The following is a 20,686-nucleotide window of genomic DNA, read 5'->3' as shown; positions in this document are numbered from 1 at the left end:
GCACATTATAACGATAGTACTTCTTTGCATATATTTGTTATAAGGAGTGCCGGATCATCCGGATTAATATTTATATTATTTAATACTGATGGTTCTCTTCCCAGAAAACTGTAAGTGACATTTGCAGTAAATTTCTTTGATTTAAGAGCAGATATAGATAGATTGCTGTATTTAATCTCATCGATTCTGACAATCATAATTTTGTTTTTTATGCATCGGGCTAATTCATCGTTTATTTTTTTAAGTTCTGTGATTGTCTGGTTAAATGTATTATTAACCTGATCAGATACTATCGAATCAATATGTAAATCCTTTAATATATGATTAAAATTGTTGGATATATTTTTAATTTCATTAAGAATATTATTTTCGGCATTTTTGACTTTATTTGTCAAATCACTTATAGTTCCCTTAATCCATCGATCAAAATCATTTCTTTTTGGATATACTGTTTCTATTCCGAGGTCTTTTCTGTATTGCCAATATTGTTTTACTTCTTTTACATCTTCATCTGTCCAATTTATACCACTCAAGTTATATGTCTCTTGCTGTCGAATCCTATCTGCTTTTTTCAGGTTTTCTGCAACTTTCCAGGCAGGACCCGGACTGATTTTCTGCTTAGACAGATTAACCCAGTATTTAATATGAAATATTGGAGGAACAACATAATCAAACCCATCGAAACCTTTTCTTTTGCTGTATTTATTATCCATCTGAATAATAAAATCTTTTTTTCTTTGCATTTCAACCAGATCAGCAACAGCTGCATCCACTTTCCCGATTTTATTTATTGCATCAGCAGTATTTATTTGAAACGGTTCCAAAAAGCCTTCAACAAACTTGTTAAATTCAGTCAGGTCTAAGGTTCCTGATAAATTATATGATGAAACATCCAGCAGGTTTTCCCCGGTTATTTCTAAAATGCTGCCAATGCCTGCAATTTCGGTTTTGGTGCTCAGAGAAAATTGATCATGATTAATGTTGATTTGAGTATTTGATAAATTCCCTAATATTGAAATAGCACCATCAAACCGAAAAGTATCGAGAGACAGCAGACCGTTGATTCTTTTTAATATGATTGTTGTTTCAGGGCCTTTTAAACCGGTACTATCAGCTGTAATGGATATATCATTACCAATCCGGATAACAGAATCAGCGTATCCTTTTATAAGCAATGAATCGTTTTCCGCAAAGACCTTAAGTTTAATATCGGTTTTGCTGCAATTTAAAGTTATATCCCATATGTTTTGCTTTTCATCGGCAATCACCTGGGTGCTGCCGCCAAGATAAAAACTTCCTGCTTCCAGATGTATGCCGCCTTTATACAAAATACCTTTTTTATCAATATGTCCGATTGCAGGACCTTTCTTTCCTTTACTTTGTCCGGTGTAGAGTTTTACCGGTGAAGATTCATCCGGAAACAAATCCAATAGGCCGCTAAACTCGATAAGAGGATCTGAGTCTGCCACCAGTTTGAAACTTCCCTTCATCACACATATATCCCAAAGCTTAAAAGAACTGGCGCCCGCAAGCATAAACATATCTTGTTTTGCTTCAGGATTAACTTTCAAAGCCCCCCATAAATGCAGTTGAAGGATATCGGCAACATATGTGTTAAATTCTATATCTGTAGTTAAGCCAGTAGATTCATTCAACACATTAATCAGAGCAACATTTATGCTCACCTCACCCACCACTTTAAAGGCACCCTCAAGAAAAAGTACTACACCTTGTTCTTCTTGCGCCATAATACCGGATGTAATTATCGCTTTTGAGCCAGGTTTATATGTGTTGTTGAATTCATCCGGTGTAATCATCGCCCATGTAAAGCTGATATCAAAGAGAGCAAATAAAACAACATCAACAGAACCCATACGCTGTTTGGCCGGAAGATATGTAAGTAAATAGTTTACCGGCTGTTCTCTAAGATCTGTTTTATAAATCGGGATACTGTAAGGCATTTTTTCTTTTAAAGAAAGAACACTGTACTTTAAAGCATTGGTATACAGATGTATTATATCTAAAGCATTAAAATCCCTTCTGTCTGAAAAGTCCAATCTGATTTTATTTTTACTGTTCTTTTCGTATCCGATAATACCGGGCAGCTCAAGATAGATAGGCCCTGCTTCAAAAGGGCGCAACAAACTGTCGCTATTGTCCTTATTTCCGGTTTCGGCAAGAGCATGAGAAGGTACTGGTAAAACCGAATCGTCATTTTTAAAGAAATTTATACAATCACTTAGCTCCTTAAATCCTTTAATAATATTTAATTCAGGATATGGCGACTCAACATTGAATTCGGAATCCAGCCCATCAATCCCGCAATGTTTCATATACAATCTATCGTAAAACAAAGGAACCGGAATTGGAATAACAGGAACAGGAGCCGGAATTTTAAGCAGAAATATAATTACCACAAGATTATTTGCTTTAAAAGTCTGACAGAACTTATCAGGATCAGGCAATATAAAATCCAGTTTTGTATCTTTGTTGCGTAACTGGGATATCTCATTTCCGGCTATCATCTGAATTAAGTTAAACTGCTCAATTTCAACCGAGAGATCAAGCCTGAAGCATTGATTAAACAAAGCCGTTCCAAAACCGATTTTTCTAAGACGTATCCCATACCAGTTTACAGGAACAACAGTAGTAAAATCTGGAACCAGAAATTGTATATAATCGGAAAAGTCTTTATTCTTCTTATTTTTGTTTTCTAAAACTTCAACTGCAAAAGAAAGACTTTTATCCGCAGTCATTTCAAATTTGAAATACAATTCCTGCGGTATTTTAACACTTAAGAATTCTTTAAATCTGTTTGGAAAATATTTAACAATTTCATCCGATTTTTCTGCTATAAGGTCTCTGAATTCTATGGGGAAAAACTCCTGCTTTTGATCTTTTTCCGGAAGAAATTGTTTAAAGTGGTTTTCAATTTCAGTAAGATCAAGCTTATTATCTTTTATAAAGTCGATTGATTTTATAGAAATAGCATCGGTCATCTGTTTACTCAGTTCTTTTAACACAGCCGAACCGGCCTCATTTAAGGGTAAAAGAGCCCCGATTTTTTCAACAACCCCGCGCACAGGCAGTTTAAGATGTTCACTCAGTATTCTAAAGCCGCCGCTTACCGAAAATGCGCCGTTTTTCAGGTTAAGAACAAATTTTGGTTTTTCTATGCTTATCTTACCATAGCGGCCTTTAGTTTCTTTTGTGGATTTATTATTTGCAAGAGTATCAAAATCGATGATTAAAGCATTACTCTCTTCAACGATAAAGCTTGTCAGGCCTTTTGTAACAGCTTCCAGTTTCTTTCTGTTAATCAGATCAAAATTATCCAGCTGTCCGCTAATCCCTTCAGTGCCAAGAGTTAGAGATACTCTGATAAGATTATCCTGAATTTGCTGACTATTTTTGGTGAATTCCGGTTTCAATAATTTTTTATCATATGTATTGATTATACCGTTTAATTCACCTGCGCCAAAAAGTCTGTCGTTTAATTTTGATGGCAGACCGAAAGCAATCGTTGCGGTTAAGGTGACTTCTTTTTTGATAGCCAGCTGAATCCGTTCAAGAATTATATAGGACTTGCCAAAATCAAATGCTTCATCAGGATCGAAACGAATGTCTGCTTTAATTTTTCCTTTAAGTTCCGGCGCAATACCTTGCAAAGCCTTATCAAAAAGGTTGGAAATTTCAATGCCATTGTTATTGACAAGATCAAAAACAAGACCTTCTTCCAAATTATAATAAATGCCTCCCTGAATGAAACGTTTGTCTCCTGTGTCTGGAAAAATTGCATCCAAAGCAGCATATAAATCTTCACTGACTGTTTTTAATCCATCGTTTAGAAACAGCTTTACGCTTCCGCCAATATCATAAACAGCGCCTTTTTTAATAAAATGAGCTTCGTTTAAGTTAAGGGAAAGCATGTTCATAAATGCTTCTTCTTTAATCCTGTCATTATAAAGTGCATGCAAGGCATCCGGCATACCCGGCACAAGTCCAACAACATTCAGCGGCTTTACTTCGCAATCATAAGCAGTAAAGATCAGTTTAAACTCTTTGCTATTATTATTGAAAGAAGCGGCAAGAGTTCCTTTCTCAATCTTAAACAGTTCCGAATGTTCCTGCCAGGTGCTGTACATGGTTAAATTTGAACTTATTGATAATCCGATTTTGCTGAATTTGCTGTTGGAATATTCTAATCCGATATTAAATTCTATTGGTTCAACTTCAAACAGCGTTCTGTTGTCATTCAGCAAATCCGGAATTTTTATTACTGATTTTTTGACATTATTTATTTTTTCCAGGGCTGATTGTATTTCTGACTGATAAGGAAGCAAAGGTTTGCTTAGTTGCAGAAGGTCTGATTGTATGCCATCTTTTAATTGATAGCATCCGTATTTATCGGATTTTTCAAGAATTCCTTTTTCATATAACTCCTGTTCCAATACTTCAAAATCCAAACCTTTGATATCGGAAAAGTAAGCTTTAGCTACTATTGGTTGCAATCCTGCCTTAAAAGATAATGCAGTACTGCCGTCTAATCGGGTAGTCTCCAGACTAAAAGATAAAAGGCGTTCAAATACTTCAATGAATAATTTGCCTCCGATATGCCATTCGGCTTTTTCATCTTCATCTTTTTTGCCGTATTGAAATTCAATTTTATATTCTTTAATCTTGGCATCAATTTTATCAATCTTTGCTATATCATGCCCCATAAGCGATATTGTAAGCTTATTTGCTTTTTTAGATTGAAAAAAATCAAACTCAAGCGTGGCGATATTAAGCTTTTGGTCTGCTATTTTAAATACTTCTTCTTTAAGTTTGACTGACCCCCTGAGATGTATTTCTTTTTCACTGTCGATCGTAATAGAAAGTTCATCAAATTTAACATCCGGTATAAAGGAAAGTATGGGGATCCCGATTTTATTAAGCAATGCGGTTAATGAGGGGGTATTTTGGGCTATTGCATAGAAAGTGTCTTTATTTTCCGTATGCCTGTAACAACCGAAAAATGAAATCCCATCAAGTTCGGGCAGAGAAAAATATCCACCCAATTGCAGATCTGGCTGACTATATGGCTTTTCATCCATAAGCATTTTCCTTTTTCCTGCAAAACGCCAAAAGATCTGTCCGGCAGTCAGGAGCCGGTTCTTAAACAGCTAAGACGTTAGCGACTTTTGCTTCTTCTCGGAATTAATTAATTGCTCGATTTGAGAAATGTTCATATTTTTCAGGACTTCATCATCTTTCGTAGACCAGATTTTAAGAAAAAGAGAATCCAATACAACCGGCAGTTTGCCCTTTAATTCTGTTTTCTTTTCATCATCCAGATCTATAGATATCCACAAAGCATATTCTACACTTGCTTCCGGATTTGTTTTAGCAACTTTAAGATAGATAACATGCAAGCTTAAAGTATAGTCCTTGATAATGTCTTTGATATTTTCCGGTATCGCAGACAATACATCAATTGCTTCCGGCGCTTTAACCCCTATAAGATCAAACATGCTTTGCATTTGCACATTGATATCGCTGACCTTAACCCCCACCGGTTTCGCATCAGTTGCCTGGTAGATAAGCAGGATATCGTCATTGTTCTCATGATAGTAAACCCCGCTTACCGGTGTTTTAAAAATCGTCAGGTCTCCTCCAAATAATACGGACGGGTTTTTATAATTAAGCTCTGACTGATCATCTGTGCCTTTTATTGTAGCTTTCGGACTCATTTTTTTCCTCCTTAAATATTTTGGAGTATATCACAAACAGCCGGAAACCGGTTTAATATACCCCCATTTTCAATAAGTTTGAAATGATTGTTAAAAGCCGTTTCGTAACCATTGTACCAGTATGATCTCATTGGCTCATCGAAATCTGTTTTATTGCCAAAAATTATTCTTTCTTCAACTATTTTACTTTCCGCATAACCTTTTTCAAGCTTATTTTTAATCATGCATTCACGATCATATATAATCTTTAAGCACTGCCTCAGCGCCGGTTTTATATCTTTTGATATGATTCCGCCTTTTTAGCACAGAAATACTTCTTTGCGGTAAATAAAATTCCACAGCTCAATTTTTTATAGATATTTAAGCATGTTAATAATAACAAAGAAATACTAGTTTTAACGCAGAAATACCGCAAATTTAATTTCAGTCCTAAATTCATTTTCAATCATTTTATCCAGACACAAAAAACTATAAGCTAACTATCATTAATTATAATATGATAGTTAGCTTATTGAAAGTCTTTTGTTTGATTTCAAAAAATCAGAAAATATTTAATTCCTTCTTAATCAGAAAACAGGACACCCCCCTAATCAATCCATTTGGCATCTCACAATCTCACATTTGTTTTTATAAAGTGGTGTGGGGAATGTTGTGGGGAATAAAAAAGGACTTAGATTTGTATTTTATCTAAGTCCTTGATTTGTTTGGCTCCCCAGCACGGACTCGAACCGCGGACCCAGTGGTTAACAGCCACTTGCTCTACCTGCTGAGCTACTGGGGATCAGTCTTTTAAAGAACTGTTTATCTATTAAAGAATGGGTGCAAAGTCAAGAAAAATTTCCTGATGCTTTTTGATATTTTTATATCAGCATCCTTATAATTTTTTTCATCCATGGTTTCAGAGATTGCTTTGCAATATTTCTGGATGCCAGAGCGTAAATTTCAGATTCTGTAGGATATGGAAAGATCATATTCATAAAATATGTGGCTTTGATCTTTTTCTTTATCGCAATAGCTGAAAGCCCAATCATTTCACCTGCTTTTTTGCCTACAATAGTTGTCCCGATAATGCGCTTTTTTTTATCCATTACAATTTTTAAAAATCCTGCTGTATCATCTTCGGTTTTTGATCGGTCGATTTCATTAAAATATTCAAGGGATATATCTCCCAACAATCCTTTTTCTCTTGCCGTATCCTCAGTATAGCCAACATGAGCCACTTCCGGCATTGCATAAGTTACCCAGGGTACGGCAGAATAATTTGCCTTTGCGGGAAGTTTGAATATAATGTTTCGAAGAATAATTCCTGCCTGGTATCCGGCCATATGAGTAAACTGATAAGGCCCGCAAATATCACCGCAGGCATATATTGATGGTGTGCTTGTTTGCTGTCGTTTATTTGTTATTATATAACCTCTTTTATCGGTTGCAACTCCGGCATCGGCAAGTCCCAGCCCGTCTGTTACAGCCGCCCGGCCAAGGGCTACAAGAAGAGTGTCGAATTCAAGATATGTATCTTTTCCATCCTTGCTGATGCGTACAAATGTTGATTCACCATCTTTTCTTATCTCTACAATTGTTGCACCAAGATAAAACTCCATGCCATCAGAGCGCATAATTTTTTCCATCAGAGCGCCAACCTCGCGGTCATCTTTTGTAAAAAGTTTTGGAGCCATGTCTATAACCGCTACTTTGGAACCAAGATGGCAAAATCCCTGGCCGAGTTCAAGCCCGATAGGGCCTCCGCCAAGTATCACAAGCTTTTCCGGCAATTTTTCAAGAGAAAAGATATCACGATTTGTATAGTGCTTTGTTTCCAGCAGTCCTTTTATCGGTGGCACTATGGCTTCAGAACCTGTTGCAATAACAATGTATTTGGCGCTTATTTCCCTTCCATCTGCTTTTATGCTGTTTGGCCCGGTAATCTGAGCCTGGCCGGAAATCACATCAACTCCAAGGCTTTTAAATCTTTGGGCGGAATCATGCGGTTCAATTTCTCTAATAACGCCTTGCACTCTTTGCATCAAAGCTTTCATATCGACTCCTTCAAATGAAGCCAGGATGCCGTATTTTGAACTATTTTTAATTTCTGCGGCCTGGTGTGCACAACGTAAAAATGACTTTGAAGGAACACAGCCGCTGTTTAAGCATTCTCCACCCATCTTATCCTGTTCTATAAGAGCAACTTTTGCTCCAAGCCCGGCAGCTCCGGCAGCTGTAGACAGGCCGGCGCTTCCTGCACCAATTACTGCAATCTGATAGTCATATTTCACGAAAGCCTCCTCTTTCAAACTTTAATAACTATTTGTGCGTCTTTTTATGTGTCCTTTATTTTACATTTTTGATTTTATCTTTTTATAAAGCAGAGGAACCAGCATAAGCAGTCCCAGCATAGATAAAGCAAGCAACACCCGCCCGGACATTACTGATTTAACGGAATCAATTCCTGAAAGCTGCTTTCCTGCGTAAACAAATACAAAAGTGCCAGGTAGCATACCTATCCAGCTTGTAAGCACATAGGTTTTCAGCTTTACTCTTGTGAGCCCGAGAACAAGATTGATTATAAAAAATGGAAATAATGGAACAAGCCTTAGAAACAGAATATAATTAAAACCGTTTTTTTCAATACCTTCGTTAAACTTCACAAGATTATTTTTGTATTTACTTTCTATCCAGTCCCGAAACAGATATCTTGCACCGGCAAAAGAAAGCGCTGCTCCTATAGTAGATGAAACAGAAACAACGGCAGTGCCGATATAAACTCCGAATACGGCGCCGCCAGCAAGTGTCATAACGGCAGCCCCTGGCAGCGCTAAAGCTGTAACCACTATATAAACCGCTGCATAGGCAAAAATAACAAAAAGCATGTGTGTGTTGTAATAATCAATAAATTCGCTCATCCGGAGCTTGAGATAATCAAGAGATGCGTACTTTTCAAGACCGGCCATGTAAAATATAATTACTATAACTACAACAAACAGTACTATAAATAGTTTTTTCTTTTTCATTCGTATCCTTTCAATGCCGGCAGATTCATAGAAAGCCTGAAAAATTACTACAGAAAACATTAAATTGACCGAAATAAACAGTAATGATATTATACAGACAAAACTAATAAATAACAGAATATAATGAAAGCTTAATTATATAATGATAATCAGGGGGCTGTATGAAAAAAATTGTTAAATCTCTTATGGTTTTTTCATTTATTATGCTGATTTCGCTGCCTTTATCAGCCGGGAATGAGCCTATGGTTAAAAACAGGGTAGATGAGTTAAACATTTTCAGCCGGGAAGCTATAGACCGGATTGGGGCGAGACCCGAAAACGGTAAAATAAATATAAAGGTAAGAGCAATTCCTGCAAAAAACGGTTTTATATATGAACCGATTGTTGATGAAGAAATTAATGAAACAAAAAAAACTTCTGAATCCGAGCATTATTTATCACAGCAAGAAGAGGAAAAGTTTTTTAGTTTCAGGGAAGGTATATCAAGGATAGTTTATAATAAACCCAGAGTCGTTCCTTATATAACATATGGTAATGATGGCGAATATATTTCATTTAGAGATGCGATCATAAATCTGAACAAAAATAAAATACAGCAAAGATGAATATATGTCTTTGCTTTTTAAACCGGTATCAATTGAAATCCAGAATGATTATCTCAGATTCTTCCATAAATGTTCACAAAAGGCTTCGGATTATAGTTTTGTAAATATATGGGGTTGGGCGGATGAATATGGAATTGAGCTGGCCAGGGACAAAAATCTTATATGGATAAGGCAGACAAGGCCTGAAATTGTTTACTGGGCGCCTGTTGGTGATTGGGAAAACGCCGACTGGGAAAAAATTATAGAAACTGACATTACCGGATATTCAGTTTTTATCAGAGTCCCGGAAACTCTTGCTAATATCTGGAAAAATTGTGCGATCAGGCATATGGATATAAAAGAAGCAAGAGGGCACTGGGACTATCTTTATTCGGTAAAAGATCTTGTAGAATTAAAAGGAAACCGCTTCCATAAAAAGAAAAATCTTTTTTCACAATTTATTAAATCATACAACCACGAATATATTCCTTTAACTCCTGATATCATCGAGCAAGCTGTTTCCATGCAGGCTGACTGGTGCACATGGCGGGATTGTGAAGCAACCGAAACTCTTTCGTCTGAAAACCGTGTGATTGAAAAGATTTTAAAAGTATGGGAAAAGCTTTATGGCCTAAAAGGCGGAGCACTTAAGGTGGATGGCAAATTTGTTGCCTATACTGTTGCAGAAAGTATTGCGGATGATACTTTGCTTATTCACTTTGAGAAAGCAAATCAGGAATATAAGGGAGCTTATCAGGCAATAAACCGGGTATTTCTTGAAAAAAACGGTAAAGGATATGAAAAGGTAAACAGGGAACAGGATCTTGATGACGAGAGTTTAAGAAAAGCAAAGCTTTCTTATAATCCGCTTGATTATATTAAAAAATACAGGGTAGTAATATCCTGAAAGCTTAAAAGCGCTATCACAAAGACGTAAATCAGAAGTAATAAAATTATAAGGGAAATAATGAACGAAATACATATATCAAATATTGCAAATGAGCTGAATTTAACATTGTTACAGGTAAGAGCTGTTTGTCAGTTACTCTCGGAAGGTGCAACAATTCCTTTTATTGCGCGCTACAGGAAAGAGGCTACGGAAAGTCTTGATGAAGTAGTAATTGCTTCCATAAGAGATATGCTTGGAAGACTGGAAGAGCTTGATAGCCGGAAAGAGGCTGTTTTAAAATCTTTGGAACAACACGGTCATCTTACTGATGAACTCCGCGAGAAAGTAATTGCCGCCCCAACACTTGCGGTATTAGAAGATATTTATCTTCCCTTTAAGCCAAAACGTCGTACCAAAGCGGCTGTTGCAAAGGAAAAAGGTCTTGAGCCTCTTGCTCTGCTTATTTTCAAACAGGAAGGAGCCGATCCTGATCAGGAAGCCTTATCATTTGTTGATATCGAAAAGGGGGTAGAAACAGTTGAAGATGCTCTTTCGGGTGCAAGGGATATAATTGCCGAAATAGTAAATGAAGATCAGCAGGCGCGCTCTTTGTTAAGAGATCTTTTTGCTGCAAAGGGTATGTTTATTTGTAAAGTTGCAAGCGGGAAAGAACAGGATGGAGTAAAATATAAAGATTATTTTGATTGGCTGGAGCCCGCATCTAATGCTCCTTCTCACAGGGTTCTTGCGATGCGCAGAGGGGAAAAGGAAGATATTCTTAATTTAACCCTTGCACCTTTGGAAGAAGATGCACTTGCTTTACTTGAAAAACTCTTTGTTAGAACTGAGGGCAAAGATTCCGGACAGGTGAGAATGGCAGTACATGACAGTTATAAGAGGATGCTTTCACGTTCAATGGAAACCGAAGCAAGACTTTTTACCAAGGAAAAGGCTGATGCCGAAGCAATAAGGGTTTTTGCCGAAAATCTTCGCCACCTGCTTTTATCTCCGCCATTAGGGGCAAAGCGGGTGATGGGAATTGATCCGGGGTTCAGAACAGGTTGTAAAGTCGTTTGTCTTGACCGTCAGGGAAAACTTCTTCATCACGATACAATATATCCTCACTTTTCCGAAAAAGGTGAAAATGAAGCCGTTTTAAAAACAAAGGAACTTTGTGAACGTTTTGAAATTGAAGCTATAGCAATAGGAAATGGTACGGCAGGAAGGGAAACGGAGTCATTTTTAAGAAATATTGAATTTTCCGGAAAAATACCGGTTATCATGGTAAACGAAAGCGGTGCGTCAATTTACTCCGCATCAGAAACGGCAAGAGAGGAGTTTCCCGATCTTGATTTAACGGTAAGAGGTTCGGTATCTATAGGAAGAAGGCTTATGGATCCGCTTTCCGAGCTTGTTAAAATAGATCCTAAGTCAATCGGTGTGGGCCAATACCAGCACGATGTTGACCAGAGTGCTCTTAAAAAATCTCTTGATGATGTTGTTATAAGCTGTGTTAACAAAGTTGGTGTGGATGTAAACAGAGCAAGTGTTCAGCTTCTTACATATGTTTCAGGCCTTGGGCCTCAGCTTGCAAAAAATATTATTGTATACAGAGATGAAAACGGACCTTTTGAATCAAGAAGTAAGCTTAAAAAAGTTTCCCGTCTTGGAGCAAAAGCATTTGAGCAGTCGGCAGGTTTTTTAAGAATAATAGAAGGAGAGAATCCTCTCGATTCGAGCGCAGTGCATCCGGAAAGTTATCATATTGTATATAAAATGGCCGAAGATCTTTCATGCAGTGTTGAGGATTTAATAAATGATCCGGTAAAAAGAAGCAATATTGACATTAAAAAATATGTTACGGAAGAAGTCGGTATTCCGACTTTAAATGATATACTGGAAGAACTTGCAAAACCAGGGCGTGATCCGCGAAAAGAACTGGAAGAATTTGCCTTTCAAAGCGGGATAGAAAAGATGGAAGATTTAAGGGCAGGCATGAAACTTCCGGGTATTGTGACAAATGTTACGGCATTTGGAGCATTTGTGGATGTGGGAGTTCATCAGGATGGTCTTGTTCATGTGAGTGAGCTGTCGGACAGATATGTTAAGAATCCGGCTGATGTAGTAAAAGTTCAACAGAAGGTCACTGTTACTGTATTAGATGTTGATATTGACAGAAAAAGAATTTCGCTTTCCATGAAAAAAGTCCCGGGAGAAAAAATAAAATCTGAAAATATACCTGAACAAGGAAAAAACAAAAAGTTTTCTAAGAAACAGGTGCAACCCGTAAAACCGAAAAATACTCCTTTTAATAACCCTTTTGAAAAACTTTTAAATATACATAAAGTATAAACGGCTTCGTTAGAATAAATCCTTTAATTTGTGATAGTATATCAGAATAATAACGGCTATAGGAAATTTAATCATGGAAGATCGGAAATGGTTTATAACTGAGGCCGGGGTTAAGATGCCATGGATTATTTATGGCACAGCCTGGAAAAAAGAGCGCACGGCAGATCTTGTTGTTAAAGCAATCCAGGCAGGATATGAAGGTATCGACACCGCCTGTCAGCCGAAACATTATGAAGAACACTTGATAGGCGAAGCGTTTGACAGACTGAAAGAACAAGGTATCGAACGTGAAAGCTTGTTTCTGCAAACCAAGTTTACCCCGCTTTCAGGTCAGGATCCACTGCAAGTGCCATATGATAAAAATGCCCCTATAGAGTTACAAGTTGCCCAATCATTTGAGGTATCGAGGAAAAACCTTAAGACACAATATATAGATTCTCTTTTACTTCATTCGCCATTGACACCTCACGATTTATTGATGAGAGCATGGAATGCGATGGAAACAATTCAAAAAGACGGTAAAGCCCGTCAATTGGGAATTTCCAACTGCTATCATTTGGAGATATTGAAAAAACTTTATGCAGATGCTGCTGTAAAGCCTGCTGTAGTACAAAACAGGTTTTATCGTGAAACGGGATACGATGCACAGTTGCGTAACTGGTGTGCCGATCATGGAATTATCTACCAGAGTTTTTGGACTCTTACCGCAAATCCTCATATTCTGTCCAGCTCTATAGTCAGTACTATTACTAAAAAGCATAACAAAACCAAGGAACAGATATTTTTCCGTTATCTCAATCAAACAGGCATTGTTCCTCTTACCGGAACATGTTCTGAGCAGCATATGAAAGAAGATCTGAATGTATTCGATTTCAAACTTTCCATAGAAGATTTAAAGAATATAAGTAACTTGCTAAATCAAGTATAAGATTTTAGTCACATTATAAATAATATTTACCATCGGGCCACTTTCAATACGTTTCAGTTTGGTCAAGGTCAAGGTGCGCTAAAATTTTAACCATATAAATACATTCAGTATTTTGAGGATAGCGCTATGCTTCACTGCGTGCAAAATTTGAGCCCAACGCACAGATCGGCCTGAATGGTATGTTTTGAAACTGGCTTAAGTCAATAAAACAATTTGCATATTAATCATTTTGAGCTATATTAGGATCAATATATAGATCATAATATAGGAGACTATAATGAAACAAATAAATGTAGCAAATGATATTGTGCCGGTCGCAGAGTTCAAAGTGCAGGTTTCAAAATATCTCAAGAATATCAAAACTACAGGTCGGCCAATGGTTATCACGCAAAACGGCAAACCGGCAGGAGTACTTCTTACCCCTGATGATTTTGAAGAACTCATTTATCAAAAATCTTTGATCGAATCAATTGGCCGTGGGATTTCCGATTTAGAGAAAGGAAATATATTCACAACCGAAGAACTCAGAGCCAAACTCGAAAAAAGAAGAGTATAATAAATGCAAATTGTATGGACACAAGAAGCATTAGAAAGATTGGCGGAAATCGAAGAATATATTTCTAAAGACAGCCCAAACAGAGCGGTAAATTTTATAAACTACTTGATAGAGCAAGCAGAAACATTGATAGAACATCCCAAAATTGGCCGGGTAGTACCCGAAGTAGGAAATGAAAATATCAGGGAGCTGATTGCGAAAAGATACCGCATAATATATCGGGTATCTTTAAAAAGAATTGAAATACTAACAGTATTTGAAGGGCATCGTCTTTTAAGGATAGAAGAGCTTGAGGACAATTAAAGTAAACCCCATTTATTATGGGATAAATTCTTTTGATGATGAATACCGGTAAATCTCTTAAAATACGTGGGTGTCTTCTTGTAATCGGAATCGGTTTAATGGGAATAGGGGGCTCCGTTGTAATCAATAGGTCACCAGGAACTAAAATTTTTTCAACACCGGGTTTGACCTTAAAAATATCGCAATATTAATCAGTATTTGTGGTTATATTATTACTGATTGAGATGCTTTCAGACTCTGATGCCGCAGTAAGATCTTTGGCAGCTGAAATACCGGGTTCTTTTATACTTGCCGGCATGAACAGCGATACCCGTTCAATAAAGCCTCTTATAAAAGCATTAAATGATGAAAATGCAAATGTGCGGTCAGCAGCGGCGCTATCGCTGGGACGTATAACAGAGTATCTGGGCAGTGAGGCGGCGGGGTGGCCGGTAGAACCACCAAGAACTGCTCTTAAAGATGATGATCCGTCTGTGAGGGCAGCGGCGCAAAAGGCGCTTTCTATGATGAGATAAAGGCTGTTACTCTAAGGAAATATAAAATTAAGTGCTTAATAATCATGAATTTATTTAGCTTTGCAAAATATCTGTAAATTGATTATAAGTTTTATAGATTGATATATGCTATGTAATTTTAACAATAGTAAAATAATCCTAACTCAGAGGTTTAAATGCTTGAACTCCATAAAAATATCGTTCTTGATGAAAATCAAAAACCCATAGCAGTTCAGATTCCTATCAGGGAATTTGAACTTATAGAAGAAATCATTGAGAACCATGGTTTGGCAAAGCTGATGGATGAAGTAGCCGATGATGAGCAGCTTTCCATACATGAGGCGAAACAATTATATAAGTTATTAAAAGATGATGTGGAAAGTTGAATATAAGAAGCATTTCATAAAGGAACTTTCTAAACTCCCAACAGAGGTTCAGATTCAGGCGGAAAAGATCGTCTTTGAGGATCTCATATGTGAGAACCTGTTCAGCCTCGGATATATTGAGCAAATGAGAGGATACACCGGAAAATATAAGATTCGTATCGGACAGTACAGAATTGGAATTACATTAGACAAACATAAGAAAATTATAATCTGCAACCGAATTGCCCACCGAAAAGATATATATAAGCTTTTTCCATAAAATGTCCTTCCAATATAAAACATGAAATAAAGGACATTATAATTTTCAGCAGTATGTAAGATTCCGATATAAAGCTTCCCGAAGCAATGTAATAAATCGCCTTCAATATTATTCCTGTTTTCCATAAATTTTATTAACGCTGTTAAAATTATTTAATTACTTTTACGTCATACCGTTTTACCACGTCATGCCGGCGAAGGCCGGTATCCAGTAAATACATTATGTCCGGGATAATAGATTGAGTAGTATTCATCAAACCATCGATATCGGCCTCCCTTTTTATTTTTTCTTCTTAAAAAATCACGATTTGCTATGAAATTTGGATATTGTAAAATATATGTTAACAGTTTATATGAAACTTTAGATTAATCAGGTTATCTAATCAAAATAATTCAAAGTCCTTATGAACAAAGATTTATAGCTACTTATGTTTTTAAAGGATAAAACATGACTGATAAAACCAAAACAGAAATCAAAGGAGATACGCAGACTCCCAAACAGGAAAGGGAAAATAAAGAAATTTACTCACATTCAAAAATTCCCGGGTGGGCAACCACAGTATCTGTCGTAAGCGGCTTATCATTTTTGGTTATTCTGCTTATAATCGCAATTTTTATCCCTCATCCCACAGATTTTCAGACATTTATCTTTCGTATCATTATTGCGTTGGCTGCTGCTGCTTTTGGCGCTACAATCCCCGGATTCTTAAAAGTCGATCTGCCTGTTGGAAAGAAGGGACTCGTAGCAGCCAGTGGAGCAATTGCCTTATTTGTACTGATTTGCTTTATGAACCCTCCGAAATTAATTTTAGATACAGCTTTGCCACCCGAAGTTCTAAAACAGCCACTTGTGGGCTTCATTTTGGATCGGGATGGCGAGCCTTTACCCGGAGTAAATGTAACCATTTCAGAGTATGAAGTAAGTGACCTTACCAATAGTCAGGGTAAGTTTTCTTTTGAAATTAAAGGTGAAAAAAATTCTTCTGTGCGGCTGATGGCCCAAAAACAAGGTTTTAAAACACATAGGCAGGATGTTACGTTGGGAAATACCAATCTGAGTTTCAAGATGGTGCTAACGCCATGATAAAAGAAGCCTATTCTTATATTTATCTTAAAATTATCCTTTGTCTTATTGTTTGTTTTGCCTTATGCCCGGCTTTATCGGCAATAGCTAAACAAGAGTTGCGCGGAACCGTTTATATTCTTGGTGAAAATGATAAGCGAATTCCTGTTACAAACACTACTGTGCGTATTAAAAACACAGATGATTCGGATATAACAACAAACACCGGCATGTTCAGAATCTATTTGCCCGATGTTTTCAAGGCTGGAGAAACCGTAACTCTGGAAGTGGAAAAGCCAAAGTATCAGATACTCCATCCATTGGCAGGTGAAGTAAGAATACCGGCAAACTGTTTGAAAGATCCGGTGGAAATTATTTTGGATAAAGAAGGTTCTCATCGCTTTATGAGCGGCAAGGCATTTGCCTTACTAATAGAAAATATCGCCAATAAACCCAAATCACAGCTTAAAACCGATGATGAACGAAAAGAAGTTGATCTGAGCCGTTACCTTAAGCAGTGGGCTGTAAAATACGGTTTCGGGATTGAGCAGGTAAAAGCCGAGTTGGATAAATGGGCTGCGGATGTTGAAGCAAGACAAGAGGATTTTCATGAGCTTGCTCTGGCTGCATTTTACAAGAAAAATTTTAAAGAAGCTGCGGACAGATCTTATCAGTCGGCAAGGCAATATGAAAAACAATTGGCCGAGCTTAGTGAGCAGGAAAAAAGGATTAGCGAAAAAAAGCGGCAAATAAAAGAAAATATCATCCGTGATTATAGTCTTGTCGGTATTGCCTATTATAATAACTACCTGTTTGAAAAAGCTATTTCTGCTTATCAGAAGGCATTGTCCGAGGTTGAGATGGAAGCTTCTCCTCAACGGTGGGCATCCTTAAGAGGTGAGATAAGTAATACATATTTCAATTTAGGCATAAGAGTAGAAGGGAATAACTCCCAATTGTATCTTAAAAAAGCATTAGATGGCTACTTTGCAATATCAAAGATTTATAGCAGAGAAACTTTGCCTCATGATTGGGCAGCTACCCAGAATAATCTGGGACATGTGTTAGAAAACCAAGGAATTCGTGCAGAAGGCAAAGAAAGCACTATATTGCTGGGTAAGGCATTTGAAACATATAAAGCAGCTTTAACAGTCTATACCCGCGAGAGTTTTCCGCACGACTGGGCAATGACCCAGATCAATTTGGGGATTGTGTCACAAAATCAAGGTATCCGAGCAGAAGGTGAGGAAAGCTTAAAATTACTATGTAAAGCAATTGAAGCATATAAGTTAGCTTTAACAGTCTACACTCGCGAGAGTTTTCCACATGACTGGGCAATGACCCAGAACAATCTTGGGGTTGCATTACAAAATCTGGGTATCCGTACAGGAGGTGAAGAAAGCTTAAAATTACTGGGTAAGGCAGTTGAAGCATACAAGTTAGCTTTAACGGTCTACACTCGCGAGAGTCTGCCACAGGATTGGGCTATGACCCAGAACAATCTTGGATTTGCGTTACAAAATCAGGGAATCCGCGCAGGAGGCGAAGAAGGCTTAAGCTCATTGGGTAAGGCAGTTGAAGCGTATAATTTAGCTTTAACAGTCTACGCTCGTGAAAGCCTGCCGCAGGACTGGGCCGGAACCCAGAACAATCTGGGACTTGCATTACAAAATCTGGGTATCCATACAGGGGGTGAGGAAAGCTTAAAATTACTGGGTAAGGCAGTTAAAGCGTATAATTTAGCTTTAAAGGTCTATACTCGCGAGAGTTTTCCACAGGGTTGGGCTATGGTTCAGAACAATCTGGGGCTTGCATTACAAAATCAGGGTATCCGCATAGGCGGTGAAGAAAGCACTATATTGCTGGGCAAGGCAGTTGAATTATATAGAGCTGCTTTAACAGTCTATAACAATGAAACTCTGCCTCAATACTGGGCTGGAACGCAGAACAATTTAGGACTTGCATTACAATATAAGGGGATCCGCATAAAAGGTGAAGAAAGTATTAGATTACTGACTGAAGCAGTCGAAGCACATAAAGCAGCTTTAACTGTCTATACTCGCGAAAATTTGCCTCAGAACTGGGCAATGGCTCAAGAAAGTCTGGGGCTTGCATTACAAAATCAGGGTATCCGCATAGGCGGTGAAGAAAGCACGCAACTACTTGGTGCGGCAGTTGAAAAATATAGAGCAGCTTTAACAGTTTATAGCAGTGAGACTCTGCCCCAGGACTGGGCCAGAATCCAGGTTAGTCTGGGGAATGCATTCCAAGATCAGGGTATTCGCACAGGATGTGAGGAAAGCGAAAGATTACTGGGTGAAGCAGTTAGAGCATATAATTTAGCTTTAACGGTCTATAACCGTGAGACTTTGCCCCAGGACTGGGCAATGACACAAAACAGTCTGGGTAAAGCGTTACAACATTTGGGTATCCTTAGAGAAGATAAAGAAAGTGCTAAATTGCTTGGCAAAGCAGTCGAAGCACATAAAGCAGCTTTAACGGTCTTTACCAGCAAGAGCTTGTCTTACGGCTGGGCTATGACACAAAACAATATAGGGAACGCATTACTGTATCAAGGTACCCTTGCAGGAGGTGAGGAGTGTGTGAGACTGTTGGGTGAAGCAGTTAAAGCATACAAGTCGGCTTTAACAGTCTATACCCGCGATGGTCTGCCCCAAGACTGGGCTATAACACAAAACAATATAGGAAATGCATTACAACGTCAAGGCATCCTTGCAGGAGATGAGGAGCGTGTGAGACTGTTGGGTGAAGCAGTTGAAGCATACAAGTCGGCTTTAACAGTCTATACTCGCGAAGGTATGCCTCAAAACTGGGCCATGATACAAAACAACCTGGCAGTTGTGTTCAAAGAACAAGCATTGAGGACAGGAGGTGTAAGAAAAGATGAATTATTCCGAAAAGCAGTAAATGCATTTGAAAACGCTTTAATGGTCCAAACATATAAACACTTTCCCATGCAGTGGGCTAAAACCAATAACAATCTTGCAGAAACATACTACTTAATGGAAGACTGGGCCAATGCTGCCGGATGTTATTGTAATGTACTCAAAGTCTATCCGGGAGATAATACGGTTTATGATAGAGCAATCAACATATACCATGAGCAACTTTTTGAATTTGGGAAGGCTTATGAGCTGAGTTTTTACCAGGTTACAAAATTAAAAAACATCCCTATCTCGTCAGTGAACAAGTTTGTTGAAACAAATTTTACTACTGCACTTTTTTCTAATGCAGAAGAATTCATATTACAATTATTACCTAAATTGAACACAAACGACCCTCTCTACACACCTCTTTGCGCCATCGAAATCGCAAACCTGATAGCATTCAAAAAAACCGATATGGTTTCCGGCAAAATTGATACACTTATTTCTGTAATCAAGCAACAACCGGATGACTTTACCATAGGCTGGACTTTTAATGGCACAAAACACTTTATAAAAAACTCGGAACAGTTAAAGCCTGATCGCCAATGGTTACTTTCTTTTTTTACAGCTATTGAAGGCCAAAATCGGGATGCCATAATTAAAGGTTTACAGGAAGCCAAAAAGGATTGTCATAAAAACGAAAAATAATAGGAGTCTGATTTTAAATAGTTATTGTTCTTTTCAAATATGGTTATGAGGTTTATCATGATTTTCCAACGGATAAATTCAATATTGATCACATTATAATCGGTTCTGCAGGAGTGTGCCGTTGAGACAAAAGCCCGCCAAAAGCCGACCAGCGGCAATGGACAATCCGATGCCAAAGTTGTTTATGACGGGAAAAAGCTTCAATTTCCGGATTGGGTGGATACTAAATCTCTTGATCAGGCTTGTAGGCAAGCACAATGGCTTTCTAAATGGCTAAGCTCTGCTACAGGTGAATCCATTAATGTCCAGCCAGTGGTAGCTTTGCCGGGTTGGTATGTTGAGCGTAAATCCCCAAACGGCATTCCGGTAATCAATCCAAAAAACTTTCGATCAGTATTAACCCTACAACGATATTTATGTTTTAACCAATTGTCCGAGCCTCTTTTTTCTATGGGACAGATAGGCTCGATAGTTTTTCTTTTGAATCCGGTCTATCAAAGCGATTACCGCGTCGCAATCAAAACGCCTTATTGGCAA

16 protein-coding genes and 1 tRNA gene are annotated in these 20,686 nt (G+C 37.8%); 11 read left to right on the top strand and 6 right to left on the bottom strand.

The annotated features are described in order from the left end of the window. Positions 1-5 precede the first annotated feature (5 nt). From VXK47_RS18730 to VXK47_RS18705, 6 genes are all read right to left on the bottom strand, one after another. Positions 6-5,096 carry a hypothetical protein gene (locus VXK47_RS18730; RefSeq protein ID WP_435550309.1) on the bottom strand — a complete coding sequence of 1,697 codons (5,091 nt, stop codon included), beginning with the start codon at positions 5,094-5,096 and terminating at the stop codon, positions 6-8. A 69-nt stretch (positions 5,097-5,165) separates the two neighbouring features. Further along, the gene (locus VXK47_RS18725; protein ID WP_435550308.1) at positions 5,166-5,732 is read right to left on the bottom strand and encodes a hypothetical protein; all 567 of its coding nucleotides are present in this window, start codon (positions 5,730-5,732) and stop codon (positions 5,166-5,168) included. An 11-nt stretch (positions 5,733-5,743) separates the two neighbouring features. Further along, positions 5,744-5,956, bottom strand: coding sequence for a hypothetical protein (locus VXK47_RS18720; protein ID WP_435550307.1), 213 nt, complete (start codon positions 5,954-5,956; stop codon positions 5,744-5,746). A gap of 481 nt (positions 5,957-6,437) precedes the next feature. Further along, positions 6,438-6,513: transfer RNA gene (locus tag VXK47_RS18715), tRNA-Asn, on the bottom strand. A gap of 79 nt (positions 6,514-6,592) precedes the next feature. After that, a complete protein-coding gene (locus tag VXK47_RS18710; protein ID WP_435550306.1) occupies positions 6,593-8,005 on the bottom strand; it encodes a dihydrolipoyl dehydrogenase family protein in 1,413 nt (470 codons plus the stop codon). Positions 8,006-8,065: 60 nt separating this feature from the next. Then, a complete protein-coding gene (locus VXK47_RS18705; RefSeq protein WP_435550305.1) occupies positions 8,066-8,800 on the bottom strand; it encodes a TVP38/TMEM64 family protein in 735 nt (244 codons plus the stop codon). Between the two features lie 101 nt (positions 8,801-8,901). On the opposite strand from VXK47_RS18705, the gene VXK47_RS18700 reads away from it, so the two are divergent. The 11 genes from VXK47_RS18700 to VXK47_RS18650 form a co-directional block, all read left to right on the top strand. After that, a complete protein-coding gene (locus tag VXK47_RS18700; RefSeq protein WP_435550304.1) occupies positions 8,902-9,345 on the top strand; it encodes a hypothetical protein in 444 nt (147 codons plus the stop codon). Between the two features lie 4 nt (positions 9,346-9,349). Further along, positions 9,350-10,231: a DUF2156 domain-containing protein gene (locus tag VXK47_RS18695; protein WP_435550303.1), complete on the top strand. Its 882-nt coding sequence runs from the start codon at positions 9,350-9,352 to the stop codon at positions 10,229-10,231. Positions 10,232-10,291: 60 nt separating this feature from the next. Then, positions 10,292-12,565: a Tex family protein gene (locus VXK47_RS18690; RefSeq protein WP_435550302.1), complete on the top strand. Its 2,274-nt coding sequence runs from the start codon at positions 10,292-10,294 to the stop codon at positions 12,563-12,565. Positions 12,566-12,638: 73 nt separating this feature from the next. Continuing rightward, complete coding sequence (locus VXK47_RS18685) at positions 12,639-13,493, top strand: aldo/keto reductase family protein (RefSeq protein ID WP_435550301.1); 855 nt, start codon at positions 12,639-12,641, stop codon at positions 13,491-13,493. 277 nt (positions 13,494-13,770) lie between these two features. Continuing rightward, entirely contained in the window at positions 13,771-14,049 is a 279-nt protein-coding gene (locus VXK47_RS18680; protein ID WP_435550300.1) for a type II toxin-antitoxin system Phd/YefM family antitoxin, read from the top strand. Between the two features lie 3 nt (positions 14,050-14,052). After that, a complete protein-coding gene (locus tag VXK47_RS18675) occupies positions 14,053-14,352 on the top strand; it encodes a type II toxin-antitoxin system RelE/ParE family toxin (protein ID WP_435550299.1) in 300 nt (99 codons plus the stop codon). 200 nt (positions 14,353-14,552) lie between these two features. Continuing rightward, entirely contained in the window at positions 14,553-14,867 is a 315-nt protein-coding gene (locus VXK47_RS18670) for a HEAT repeat domain-containing protein (protein WP_435550298.1), read from the top strand. 155 nt (positions 14,868-15,022) lie between these two features. Continuing rightward, a complete protein-coding gene (locus tag VXK47_RS18665) occupies positions 15,023-15,232 on the top strand; it encodes a hypothetical protein (RefSeq protein WP_435550297.1) in 210 nt (69 codons plus the stop codon). A 706-nt stretch (positions 15,233-15,938) separates the two neighbouring features. Further along, a complete protein-coding gene (locus tag VXK47_RS18660) occupies positions 15,939-16,574 on the top strand; it encodes a carboxypeptidase-like regulatory domain-containing protein (RefSeq protein WP_435550296.1) in 636 nt (211 codons plus the stop codon). 344 nt (positions 16,575-16,918) lie between these two features. Then, the gene (locus VXK47_RS18655) at positions 16,919-20,149 is read left to right on the top strand and encodes a hypothetical protein (RefSeq protein ID WP_435550295.1); all 3,231 of its coding nucleotides are present in this window, start codon (positions 16,919-16,921) and stop codon (positions 20,147-20,149) included. Between the two features lie 216 nt (positions 20,150-20,365). Then, positions 20,366-20,686 (top strand): hypothetical protein (locus tag VXK47_RS18650; RefSeq protein WP_435550294.1); only part of this gene is annotated, 321 nt, incomplete at its 3' end.

This window comes from Desulfobacterium sp. N47 (assembly GCF_051233685.1).
In the GTDB taxonomy this organism is placed as follows: Bacteria; Desulfobacterota; Desulfobacteria; order Desulfobacterales; family RPRI01; genus RPRI01.
Note: the sequence above shows the minus strand (reverse complement) of the source record. Positions and strands in the feature narration are given on the sequence as shown.